The organism is Actinokineospora sp. NBRC 105648 (genome assembly GCF_030269645.1).
Lineage (GTDB): Bacteria > Actinomycetota > Actinomycetes > Mycobacteriales > Pseudonocardiaceae > Actinokineospora.
Genome location: NZ_BSTR01000021.1, coordinates 1 through 12,306, shown reverse-complemented (window position 1 = coordinate 12,306; position 12,306 = coordinate 1). Strand labels below are relative to the sequence as shown.

The following is a 12,306-nucleotide window of genomic DNA, read 5'->3' as shown; positions in this document are numbered from 1 at the left end:
ACCTGGCCGAGTCGACCGCCGACCCGGCCGGGTGCTCACTTCGACTTGGCGGGAGTCTTCTTGGCGGGTGCCTTGCGGCGGACCGGGGCGGCCCGCTTGGGGGCCGGGCCCTTGGCGCGCTTCTCGGCCAGCAGCTCCGCCGCGCGCTCGTCGGTGAGCGTCTCGACGTTGTCGGCCTTGCGCAGGGACGCGTTCGTCTCGCCGTCGGTGACGTACGGGCCGAACCGGCCGTCCTTGATCACCATCGGCTTGCCGGACACCGGGTCGTTGCCGATCTCGCGCAGCGGCGGCGCGGCCGCGGCGGCCTGCCGACCCCGCTTCTTGGGCTCGGCGTAGACCTTGAGCGCGTCCTCGAGGCCGATGGTGAAGATCTGGTCCTCGCTGGTCAGCGACCGGGAGTCGGTGCCGCGCTTGAGGTAGGGGCCGTAGCGCCCGTTCTGCGCGGTGATCTCCTCGTTGTTGGACGGGTCGACACCGACCACGCGCGGCAGCGACAGCAGCTTGAGCGCGTCGTCGAGGTCGACGGTGTCCAGCGTCATCGACTTGAACAGCGAGCCGGTGCGCGGCTTGGGCTTGGCCGGGGCCTTCGCCCGGGTCTTCTTGGCACCCTCGACCGGCGCGGGCTCCTCGACCTCGGGCAGGACCTCGGTGACGTAGGGCCCGAACCGGCCCTCCTTGGCCACGATCTCGTGCCCGGTCACCGGGTCGGTGCCCAGCGAGCGGCCCTCCATCGGGGTGGAGAACAGCTTCTCGGCGATCTCCACGGTGAGCTCGTCGGGGGCGAGGTCCTCGGGCAGGTTCGCCCGCTGCGCCACGCCGTCGACCTCGCGCTCCAGGTAAGGCCCGTACCGGCCGACGCGCACCACGACCGGGCGGTCCTCGGCGTCGGTGAACACCTGGATGGAGTTCACCTCCTTGGCGTCGATGTGCTCGACCCCGGAGCCGACCAGCTTCTTGAGCCCACCGGAGCGGCCGACCGAGCCCTCGGGGCCGACCTCGCCGCCGAAGTAGAAGCCGGAGAGCCAGTTCGTGCGCTGCTGGGTGCCCGCGGCGATGCCGTCGAGCTCCTCCTCCATCGCGGCGGTGAAGTCGTAGTCGACCAGCCGCTCGAAGTGCTGCTCGAGCAGGCCGATCACCGAGAAGGCGATCCACGACGGGACCAGCGCGGAGCCCTTCTTCCACACGTAGCCGCGGTCCTGGATGGTGTTGATGATCGAGGCGTAGGTGGACGGGCGGCCGATGCCCAGCTCCTCCAGCGCCTTGACCAGGCTCGGCTCGCTGTAGCGCGGCGGCGGGCTGGTGGTGTGCCCGTCGGCGGAGAGCTGGGTCGCGGTGACCGGCTGGCCCTTGGTCAGGATCGGCAGCCTGCGCTCGGCGTCGTCGGCCTCGCCACCGGCCTCGGAGTCGACCGCCTCGACGTAGGCGCGCAGGAAGCCGGGGAAGGTGATCGTGCGGCCGGAGGAGGAGAACACGCAGTCCTCGCCGCTGGCGGCGTTGCCGGTGATCCGCACGGTCATCGTGGTACCGCGCACGTCGGCCATCTGGGAGGCGATGGTGCGCTGCCAGATCAGCTCGTACAGGCGGAACTCGTCGGCCTCGAGCTCCTTGGCGACCTGGCCCGGGGTGCGGAAGACCTCACCGGCCGGGCGGATCGCCTCGTGCGCCTCCTGGGCGTTCTTGACCTTGCGGGTGTACTGCCGCGGGGTCGGGTGCACGAACTGCGGGCCGTAGAGGTCGGTGGCCTGCGAGCGCGCCGCCTGGATGGCCGTCTCCGACAGCGTGGTGCTGTCGGTTCGCATGTAGGTGATGTAGCCGTTCTCGTAGAGCCGCTGCGCGGTGCGCATCGTGCGGTCGGAGCCGAAGCGCAGCTTGCGGCCCGCCTCCTGCTGCAGCGTGGAGGTCATGAACGGCGCGTACGGCTTGCGGGTGTACGGCTTCTCCTCGACGCTGGAGACGGTGAGCGCGGCGCCCTGCAGGGCCTCCATCAGGCGACGGGCCTCGGCCTCCTCGAGCAGGAGGACCTCGGCACCGGCCTTGAGCTTGCCGTCCTGGCCGAAGTCGCGGCCGGTGGCCAGGCGGGTGCCGTCGACCGAGAGCAGCCGGGAGCCGAAGGTGGGCGGCTCGGCGGTCTCGCCCGCGTCCATGGTCGCCGAGATGTCCCAGTAGCCCGCCGCGACGAACGCCATCCGCTCGCGCTCGCGCTGCACCACGATCCGGGTCGCCACCGACTGCACGCGGCCCGCCGAGAGCCGCGGCATGACCTTCTTCCACAGCACCGGGCTGACCTCGTAGCCGTAGAGCCGGTCGAGGATCCGCCGGGTCTCCTGGGCGTCGACCAGGTCGCGGTCGAGGTCGCGGGTGTTCTGCGCGGCGGCGATGATGGCCGACTCGGTGATCTCGTGGAAGACCATCCGGCGCACCGGCACCTTGGGCTTGAGCGCCTCGAGCAGGTGCCAGGCGATGGCCTCGCCCTCGCGGTCGCCGTCCGTGGCGAGGTAGAGCTCGTCGACGTCCTTGAGCAGGCCGCGCAGCTCGGTGACGGTGGCCTTCTTGTCCGGGGTGACGATGTAGATGGGCTCGAAACCGTTGTCGACGTTGACCCCGAGGTTGGACCACGACTCGCCCTTGTACTTCTCGGGCACCTCGGCCGCCTTGCGCGGCAGGTCGCGGATGTGGCCGCGGGATGACTCGACGACGAAGTTCCGGCCCAGGTAGGAGGCGATCTTGCGCGCCTTCGCAGGCGACTCGACGATCACGAGCCGACGTGGCTCGGCACCGTCGGTGCCGCTGCCGTTCCTCTTCGTCCCAGCCGAGCCTGCCACGCTATCCCGCTCTCTTTACCCCGTGTCCGTCCCGCATCAGCCTGTCAGTGTGCACGCCGTGCCGGGAACGCCCTATCCCAGGTTGCCCCGCCCGGCGGATCAGCCGACGAAGTATGCCCTTTTTCCACCAGTAGCACGCTCAGGACACGACGCGCATCCGCGAAACGGCCGGCCACTGGTCCGCGCAGCCCGTTCCGGCGGGTCGTCCGACCAGTTCGAGCAGCCGCGCGAGCCTGCGCCGACCGGTGATCCGCAGGGCGGGCCCCGCCTCCGCTGTGGCGGACATAGTCGCAGGTAGACCGCACTGCGCGAGGGAGTCGAGGAGTGGTTGGTGGGTCTGCGGCGCGGCCGGGTCGAGGGGCAGCAGGTAGGCGCCGTCGGCCCAGTGCCCGGCGGCCAAAACCCACATTCGCAGAACTGCCCCATCAGGGGTGAAATCCCGGGGCACCGCCTTGGCCGCACCGCGCGTCCACTGGGCGGCGAGCGGGGCGAGGTCCACCCGGAAGGCGGTGCGCAGCAGCAGCCCGTCCACGGTGTCCAGCCCGGTCCCGACGCCGCGCTCGGCACAAGCCTTGACCAGGGCGTTGGCCCGCCAGGAGGCGGTGAGCGGCAGGGTGAGCCGGGCGGTGGCCTTGGCGAACACCACCGCCTGACCGGGCCCGCACAGCAGGCCCGCGAGGTCGGCGACCCGCGGGTGGCAAGCCTCAGCGGAGAAGAAGGACATCTGCTGCGCCACGGCGGCCAGAATAGAACAGGGGTTCGATCACCGTAAAGCGCCGCGGAATCGGTTCAGCCACGCAACGAGGGCAGTCGTGCGCACTGCGGCGCGGATTCGGCCCATCGGGTGAATTCCGTGCCCGCCGTTCCCGCGAGCGGCTGGGTGAGGTCGAGGGCGGCCAGTTTCGGGGCCACCTCGGCGACCGCCTGGGCGACGACATCGGGGGCGGTGCTGCCGTCCAGCGCCGTCTTGGCCTCGGAGAGCGGTGCCCGCAGCCCGCGGTAGGTCTCCTCGGCGATCTGCACGATGCGATCGCCGCCCTCGATGGGAGCGGGCCTTAAGGAAGAGAAGGCGCTCACCGCGGTGCTCAGGCTGTCGGAAAGGCCACCCAGGTAGCCGCTGAGCGCCGTCCTGAGCGCCGCCGGGTCGGCGGGGTCCAACGCGGGCGGCGGGGCGGCGAGCGCCGCCTCCGCCGCGACCACGACGCCGCACACCCGATCGGCCCACGCGGTCTTGGTCCGCGCGTCGGGCTCGGGCGCGGCCGTGCACGCCGCGGCGAGCACGAGGCCCGCCGCGGCCACGGTCAACGCGGATCGGCTCAGGAGGTCGGGGAGCTGCTGTTGGACGCCGAGGCGCCCGCGTCGCCGTCGAGCTTCTTGCAGGTCGGCGCCTGCTGGAAGGCCGCGTCCAGCTCCTGGTTGCCCTTGAGCGAGGCGGTCGGGTCGTCGCTCTCGGAGAGCTTCTGCAGGTTCTCCGCGACCTTGACGAAGCCGGCCTGGAACGCCTCGGGGGTCGAGGTGTCGACGCTCGCCAGCTCGGTCTTGGCGCTCTCCACGACCGTCTTGGCCTGCTTGATGCCCGCGGTGGCCTTCTCCACCAGCTGGTCGCCGTCGGCGACCGGCGGGGCGCCCGCGGACTGGAACCCGCTCGCCATGGTGTCGAGCGCGCTGATCTGCTTGTCGAAGTAGGCGTCCAGGTTCGTCTTGGCCTTCACCGGGTCGCTCGGGTCGAGGTTGGGCGCCTGGCTCAGCTGGGCCACCTGCGGGGCGACCGTGGAGCAGACCTTCTCCGCCCACGCGACGGCGCCGGCGTTGGCGCCACCCGCGGAGCTCGCGGTGGTCGAGGCGGGCGCGGCACCGGACGAACTGCTGCCCGTCCCGGAGTTGCCGCCACCGCAGCCCGCCAGGGCGAGGGTGAGGGCACTGGCCGTCGCGGTGACCGCGACGAGACGACGGAGCATGTCGACTTCTCCTTGCAATTGGTTGTCCCGGGACCAGCCGGGCGATGGTCACGATGCTCGCACAGGCGGCAAGTGGACCGCGGACCGGACGAGGCCGGTCCCGCTGTGCGCGGGACCGGCCTCGTCGTCGGGCACGAGCGTGCGGATCAGGCGTTGGCCTTGGCCTCGGCCGGGGTGTCGGTGATCGCCGTGCCGCGCCGCTTGGAGATCACGACCGCGGCGATGATCAGCACCAGCGCCACGACCGCGATGCCGACCCGCAGCCCGGTGGAGGCGTCGGCGCCGACCGAGAACGTGACGATCGCCGGGGCGATCAGCACCGAGACCAGGTTCATCACCTTGATCAGCGGGTTGATCGCCGGGCCCGCGGTGTCCTTGAACGGGTCGCCGACGGTGTCGCCGATGACCGTCGCCGCGTGCGCGTCGGAGCCCTTGCCGCCGTGGTTGCCGTCCTCGACGAGCTTCTTCGCGTTGTCCCACGCGCCACCGGAGTTGGCGAGGAAGACCGCCATCAGCGTGCCGGTGGCGATCGCACCCGCGAGGTAGCCCGCGAGCGGGCCGACCCCGAGGCCGAAGCCGACCGCGATCGGGGCGAGCACCGCGAGCAGGCCGGGGGTGGCCAGCTCGCGCAGCGAGTCGCGGGTGCAGATGTCGACGACCTTGCCGTACTCCGGCTTGGCGGTGCCCTCCATGATCCCGGGGATCTCGCGGAACTGGCGGCGCACCTCGAAGACGATGGCGCCCGCCGCGCGGGTGACCGCGTTGACCGCGAGTCCGGAGAACATGAACACGACCGCCGCGCCGATCACGATGCCGACCAGCACGTTCGGGCTGAAGACCAGGTAGAGGAAGGCGTTGCCGCCGTCCTCGGCCGTCTTGCCGACCTTGGCCAGCGCCTTGCCGATCGCGTCCTGGTAGGAGCCGAACAGCGCGGTCGCGGCGAGCACCGCGGTGGCGATCGCGATGCCCTTGGTGATCGCCTTGGTGGTGTTGCCGACCGCGTCGAGCTCGGTCAGGATCCGCGCGCCCTCCTCGGTGACGTCACCGGACATCTCGGCGATGCCCTGGGCGTTGTCCGAGACCGGGCCGAAGGTGTCCATGGCCACGATCACGCCGACGGTGGTGAGCAGGCCGCAGCCCGCCAGCGCGATGGCGAACAGCGCCACGACCACCGAGCCGGAGAGCAGGAACGCGCCGTAGACGGCACCGCCGATGACGATCGCGGTGTAGACCGCCGACTCGAAACCCACCGAGATGCCGGACAGGATCACCGTGGCCGCACCGGTCAGCGAGGTCTTGCCGACCTCCTGGACCGGCTTGTGCTCGGTGCCGGTGTAGTAGCCGGTGAGCCAAAGGATCACGCCTGCCAGCACGATGCCGATGATCACCGCGATGGCGGCGATCACCGCCGGGCTGCCCGGCTCGGCGGTCTGGGTGCTGCCGGTCAGCTCGGAGAACGAACCGGGCAGGAAGATGAACGAGGCCGCGGTGCACAACACGGCCGAGACCAGCGCGGAGATGTAGAACGACCGGTTGATCGCGGCCAGGCCGCCCTCTCCCGGGCGGGCCTTGGTGATGTAGACACCGAGGATCGCGGTGATCACGCCGAGGGCGGGGACGATCAGCGGGAACAGCAGCCCGGCCGAGCCGAACGCGGTGCTGCCCAGGATGAGCGCGGCGACCAGGGTCACCGCGTAGGACTCGAACAGGTCGGCCGCCATGCCCGCGCAGTCGCCGACGTTGTCGCCCACGTTGTCGGCGATGGTCGCGGCGTTGCGCGGGTCGTCCTCGGGGATGCCCTGCTCGACCTTGCCGACCAGGTCGGCGCCGACGTCGGCGGCCTTGGTGAAGATGCCGCCGCCGACGCGCATGAACATCGCGATCAGCGCGGCGCCGAAGCCGAAGCCCTCCAGCACCTTGGGCGCGGTGCCGGTGTAGACCAGCACGACGATCGCCGCGCCGAAGAGGCCGAGGCCGACGGTGGCCATGCCGACCGCGCCGCCGGTGCGGAACGCGATGCGGGTGGCCTTCTCCCGACCGCCGTCCTCGTTGGCCGCGGCGGCGACCCGCAGGTTGGCCTGGGTGGCCAGCCACATGCCCAGGTACCCGATGGTGAACGAGAAGACCGCGCCCACCAAGAAGAACAGGGACCGGCCTACCCGCTCGCCCAAGCTGTCGGCGGGTAGCAGGAACAGCAGCAGGAACACGGCTGTACCGAAGATGAGAAGTGTGTTTCGCTGCCGTTTCAGATAAGCCGCAGCACCCTCTTGGACCGCCTTGGCGATGTCCTGCATCTTCACGGTGCCCTGGCCCGCGGCCAAGACCTCCTTGAGCAGCACATAGCCGACGGCAAGAGCGGCGAGGGCGATCACGGCGACCACGGCGACTACACCGCGGTCCCCGCCGGTGAGCGTCAGGCCCTCCGCGAGGAACTGCCCGGACATCCGTCCTCCTGATGATCTGCCTGTTACAGCGCCGACATCCGCCATTACCAGACGACGTCTACCGACCCCGTTTTCGCGTGTGCGCCACCACAATCGGTGGGATGTCGGCGGAGTCTATTGGTAAAGCGGATCACATACGCGAGCCGTCCCATACCGTGCACGGTGGGTGACGTTACGCGGGCGGACTGTGACCGATATCTCATGATCATTTTGCCGGGTGCCGGGGCTGTCGGTGCGGTGTGCGAAGCTCGCCGGGTGAGTGTCGACGCGGCGACCGACCGTGGTGCCGTGCTGCTCGGACGGGTGCTGGCGGGGGTGCCCAGCGGCGAGAACCCGCTGACCCACGTGGCCCAGTTGCCGGAGCGCGCGGCCACCATCGTCGCCTGGCCCGCTTGGGCGCCCGCGTCCGTCCGCGAGGCGTTCGCCGCCAGCGGGGTGGCCGCGCCGTGGGCCCACCAGGTCGAGGCGGCCGAGCACGCCCACGCCGGGCGCAGCGTGGTGATCGCCACCGGTACGGCGTCCGGCAAGTCGTTGGCCTACCAGCTCCCGGTCGTGACGGCGCTGACCGAGGACCCGCGGGCGACCGCGCTGTACCTCTCGCCCACCAAGGCACTGGGCGCCGACCAACTCCGCTCGGTCCGCGCGCTGGAGCTGTCCGAGCTGCGCGCGGCGAGCTACGACGGCGACACCCCGATGGCCGAGCGCGACTGGGTCCGCGCCCACGGGCGCTGGGTGTTCACCAACCCCGACATGCTCCATCGCGGGATCCTGCCCGCGCACGGCCGCTGGACCACGTTCCTGCGCAGGCTCCGCTACGTCGTCGTCGACGAGTGCCACTCCTACCGCGGTGTCTTCGGCTCGCACGTCGCGCTGCTGCTGCGCAGGCTGCGCCGGGTCGCCGCGCGCTACGGCGCCGACCCGGTGTTCGTGCTCGCCTCGGCCACGGTGTCCGACCCGGCCACCTCGGCGTCCCGACTGTCCGGTGTGGACTGTGCGGCGGTCACCGAGGACGCCTCCCCGCGCGGGGCCCGCACGGTGGCGCTGTGGGAACCGCCGCTCACCGAGCTGTCCGGCGAGAACGGCGCCCCGGTGCGCCGCTCGGCGGGCGCGGAGACCGCCCGCATCCTGGCCGACCTGGTGATCGAGGGCGCCCGCTCGCTGGCGTTCGTCCGCTCCCGGCTCGGCGCGGAGCTCACCGCGATGGGCGCCCGCCGGATCCTCGACGAGGTCGACCCGGACCTCGGCGCCCGGGTCGCGGCCTACCGGTCGGGCTTCCTCCCGGAGGAGCGCCGCGCCCTCGAACACGCCCTGGCCTCGGGCTCGCTGCTGGGCGTGGCCAGCACGAACGCGTTGGAACTGGGCGTGGACATCGCAGGCCTGGACGCGGTGGTGGTCGCCGGGTTCCCGGGCACACTGGCGTCGTTCTGGCAGCAGGCGGGCCGCGCGGGCCGGGCCGGCGACGGCGCCCTGGTGGTGTTCGTGGCCCGCGACGACCCGCTGGACACCTACCTGGTGCACCACCCGGCCGCGGTGCTGGACAAGCCGATCGAGGCGACGGTCATCGACCCCGGCAACCCGTACGTGCTCGCCCCCCAGTTGGCGTGCGCGGCGGCCGAGCTGCCGCTCACCCCGTCCTGCCTCGCGGCGTTCGGCGACGGCGCCGAGGCGGTGCTCGACGACCTGGTGGCCGACGGTGTCCTGCGCCGGAGGCCGACGGGCTGGTACTGGACGTCCCGCGACCGCCCGCACAGCCAGGTCGACATCCGGGGCTCGGGCGGCGACCAGATCGCGGTGGTGGAGGCCGACTCCGCGCGGATGCTGGGCACGGTCAACCCGGGCAGCGCGTGCTCGTCGGTGCACCCGGGCGCGCTGTACCTGCACCAGGGGAAGTCCTACGTGGTAGACGAACTCGACCTGGCGGCGGGCCTGGCGCTCGTGCACGCGGAGAACCCGGACTGGTCCACCTCACCGCGCGAGGTCGTGGACATCTCGGTCCTCTCGACCCTGTCCAGCGCCGGCTACCCGACCGCGACCGGCGGGGAGATCCAGGTCTGCTTGGGTGAGGTGGCAGTCACCTCCCAGGTGGTCGGCTACCTTCGCAGGCTCCCCTCGGGCGAGGTCCTGGACCAGATCCCCCTCGACCTCCCCGAGCAAACGCTGCACACCCGAGCGGTCTGGTACACGATCCCCCCGGCCGCCCTGGCGGCGGCGGGCGTGGACGCGGGCGCGGTCCCCGGCGCCCTGCACGCGGCCGAGCACGCGGCGATCGGCCTGCTGCCGCTGTTCGCCACCTGCGACCGCTGGGACATCGGCGGTGTCTCCACAGCCCTGCACCCCGACACCGGCGCCCCCACCATCTTCGTCCACGACGGCCACCCCGGCGGCGCGGGCTTCGCCGACCGGGGCCACGCGGCCCTGATCCCCTGGCTGCACGCCACCCGCCAGGCGATCGCGGCCTGCGAGTGCCCGAGCGGCTGCCCGTCCTGCGTCCAGAGCCCCAAGTGCGGCAACGGGAACGAGCCCCTGGACAAGGACGGCGCCATCAAGGTCCTCACCACCACCCTGACCGCCCTGCGACAGCGGCAAGAGCGCTGACACCGCACCCACCAACCGATTCCTCGATGGGATGGCAGTCCCACCAAGACAAACTGAGGTTGTCCCCTTGAATCGGACGCCCTGATCCCAGACAGCGGTCTGGGGAAGGATGTTCCCCGTGTCAGGCAAGTCGAGGTACCCCGAGCTGTTCCGCAGGGACGCCGTCGCGCTGGTCCGTTCGTCGGATCGGCCGTTGCGGCGGGTCGCCCGTGAGCTGGGGGTGAACCACGAGACCCTGCGTAACTGGGTCCGCACCGACGAACAGGACCGGGCCGCTGCGCCGGCGGGCGGTGTGTCGGCCGACGAGCGCCAGGAGCTGCGGGAACTGCGAAAGCGGGTGGCCGAGTTGGGGTTGGAGAAGGAGATCCTGCGCAAGGCGGCCGCGTGTTTTGCCAAGGGATCGGTCGTTGACCCGCAGCTACCGGTTCATCTCCGAACACCGCCGTCTTCGGCGTCGCCCGGCTGTGCAGGGTCCTGGGCGTGCGGCGTCCGGGCTTCCACGAGTGGTTGGCCAGGGCGGAGCGGGCCGCGGACGACGAGGGGTTGGCCGCCGAGATCGGCGAGGTCCACGCGGGTCACCGGGGCGCGTATGGGCGTCCGCGGATCGTCGTCGCGCTGCGCCGCCGCGGCCGGCGGGTGAACCACAAACGGGTCTCGCGGGTCATGCGCGAGCACGGGGTGGCCGGTCTCACCCGCAGACAGCGCAGGTCTTTGACCAGACCCGATGTCGTGCCGGTGCCGATTCCGGACCTGACCGGTCGTGACTTCACCTCCCCGGCGCCGGGCCGGCGGCTGGTCGGGGACATCACCTACCTGCCCACGCGGGAGGGCTGGCTCTACCCGGCCACGGTGATCGGCCTGCACAACCGCGAGGTCATCGGACACTCCATGGCGGAGCACAGGCGCGCCCAACTGGTCCGCGACGCCCTCGACCTCGCCGTCCGACGCGATCTGACCGACGACGACGCGATCTTCCACACCGACCGCGGCACACAAGGTGAGTTCAACTGGTCGTCGCAACACCTCGATGACGGAGGTGTTGGATGGGATGGCCGAGGAAACAGGTGCCGCAGGCACCGAACGGGGCTCGACGTCAGTGGGCTGCGGACAGGGCGATGCGGGCGCCGATGCGCTCACCGGGGCGGCCGGAGCCGTCGCGAGCGGTTCAGCGGGATTTCTGGCGGCTGATCGCTTCCGGGGTCACGACGGTCCAAGCCGCGGAGGGAGTCGGCGTGTCGTCACCGGTCGGGATCCGCTGGTTTCGACACGCTGGCGGGATGACGCCGCTGAGCCTCGACGATCCCGCTGGCCGGTACTTGTCGTTTGTTGAGAGGGAAGAGATCGGGCTGCTGAGGGCTCAGGGCAAGGGTGTGCGTGAGATCGCCCGCACGATCGGCCGCGACCCTGGGACCGTATCTCGTGAGCTGCGGCGCAATGCCGCGACCAGGGGTGGCAAGCCGGTCTACCGCGCCGTGGTGGCGCAGTGGAAGGCACAGCAGGCAGCCAAGCGCCCGAAGACGGCGAAGCTGGCGAGTGACAAGCGGTTGCGTGAGTACGTGCAGGACCGGCTTGCCGGCGATGTCCGTCGCCCTGACGGCACGGTCGTCGCGGGCCCCGAGACACCGCCGTGGAGGGGGTTGAACAAGCCCCATCGTCAAGACAGGCGCTGGTCGACAGCGTGGAGTCCGGAGCAGATCGCGCATCGTCTGAAGGTCGACTTCCCCGATGATGAGTCCATGCGCATCAGCCACGAGGCGATCTAGGAGTCCCTGTTCATCGAGGGGCGTGGCGCGCTCAAGCGTGAACTGGTCACGTGTCTGCGCACGGGTCGAGCGCTGCGAGAGCCTAGGGCCCGGTCGCGGAACAAGCCGCAGGGACACATCACCGCCGATGTCGTCCTCAGCGAGCGCCCCGCCGAGGCCGAGGACCGAGCCGTCCCCGGCCACTGGGAAGGGGACTTGATCATCGGGACGGGCAGGTCGGCAATCGGCACCATTGTCGAGCGCAGCAGGTCCACGCTTCTGGTGCACTTCCCGCGGTTGGAGGGCTGGGGCGAGAAACCACCGGTGAAGAACGGGCCCTCGCTCGGCGGCTACGGGGCTCTCGCGATGAACGCGGCGCTGGCCGCGTCGATCACCCATCTGCCCGAGCAACTGCGCAAGACCGTGACATGGGATCGCGGGAAGGAGCTTTCGAGCCATGCGCAGTTCGCGTTGGAGACCGGGACGCGGGTGTTCTTCGCCGACCCGCACTCACCTTGGCAGCGCCCGACGAACGAGAACACCAACGGCCTGCTACGGCAGTACTTCCCCAAAGACACCGACCTGTCGCGCTGGTCAGCTGAAGACCTCGAGACCGTCGGGACTGCTCCGAGATTGGTTGACACCTGACCTGTGAGGGCTCGCGTCCTCGCTGGAAGGATGTCTCTGTGCCCAAGCCATACCCCAGGGAGTTCCGCGACGATGTCGTCGCTGTCGCGCGCAAGGG

At 71.0% G+C, this 12,306-nt stretch carries 6 protein-coding genes and 3 pseudogenes; 4 read left to right on the top strand and 5 right to left on the bottom strand.

Annotated features, from left to right (window positions below):
• Positions 1-35: 35 nt before the first annotated feature.
• The 5 genes from topA to QSK30_RS19335 form a co-directional block, all read right to left on the bottom strand.
• A complete protein-coding gene (gene topA, locus QSK30_RS19355; protein WP_285504612.1) occupies positions 36-2,822 on the bottom strand; it encodes a type I DNA topoisomerase in 2,787 nt (928 codons plus the stop codon).
• A gap of 139 nt (positions 2,823-2,961) precedes the next feature.
• Positions 2,962-3,558, bottom strand: a complete 597-nt coding sequence (locus QSK30_RS19350) for a hypothetical protein (protein ID WP_285504611.1) — start codon at positions 3,556-3,558, stop codon at positions 2,962-2,964.
• 53 nt (positions 3,559-3,611) lie between these two features.
• Positions 3,612-4,127, bottom strand: coding sequence for a hypothetical protein (locus QSK30_RS19345; protein WP_285504610.1), 516 nt, complete (start codon positions 4,125-4,127; stop codon positions 3,612-3,614).
• Between the two features lie 11 nt (positions 4,128-4,138).
• Complete coding sequence (locus QSK30_RS19340) at positions 4,139-4,780, bottom strand: hypothetical protein (protein WP_285504609.1); 642 nt, start codon at positions 4,778-4,780, stop codon at positions 4,139-4,141.
• Between the two features lie 146 nt (positions 4,781-4,926).
• Positions 4,927-7,224, bottom strand: coding sequence for a sodium-translocating pyrophosphatase (locus QSK30_RS19335; RefSeq protein WP_285504608.1), 2,298 nt, complete (start codon positions 7,222-7,224; stop codon positions 4,927-4,929).
• A 255-nt stretch (positions 7,225-7,479) separates the two neighbouring features.
• Between QSK30_RS19335 and QSK30_RS19330 the strand changes: the two genes are divergently transcribed.
• The 4 genes and pseudogenes from QSK30_RS19330 (at position 7,480) to QSK30_RS19320 (ending at position 12,209) form a co-directional block, all read left to right on the top strand.
• Complete coding sequence (locus QSK30_RS19330; RefSeq protein ID WP_285504607.1) at positions 7,480-9,819, top strand: DEAD/DEAH box helicase; 2,340 nt, start codon at positions 7,480-7,482, stop codon at positions 9,817-9,819.
• Positions 9,820-9,928: 109 nt separating this feature from the next.
• Positions 9,929-10,150 (top strand): annotated as a pseudogene (locus tag QSK30_RS36930) (transposase); the annotation flags it as partial.
• A gap of 122 nt (positions 10,151-10,272) precedes the next feature.
• Positions 10,273-11,007: pseudogene (locus tag QSK30_RS19325) on the top strand (IS3 family transposase); the annotation flags it as partial.
• Positions 10,935-12,209 (top strand): annotated as a pseudogene (locus QSK30_RS19320) (IS30 family transposase). The pseudogenes QSK30_RS19325 and QSK30_RS19320, both read left to right, overlap by 73 nt.
• Positions 12,210-12,306 lie beyond the last annotated feature (97 nt).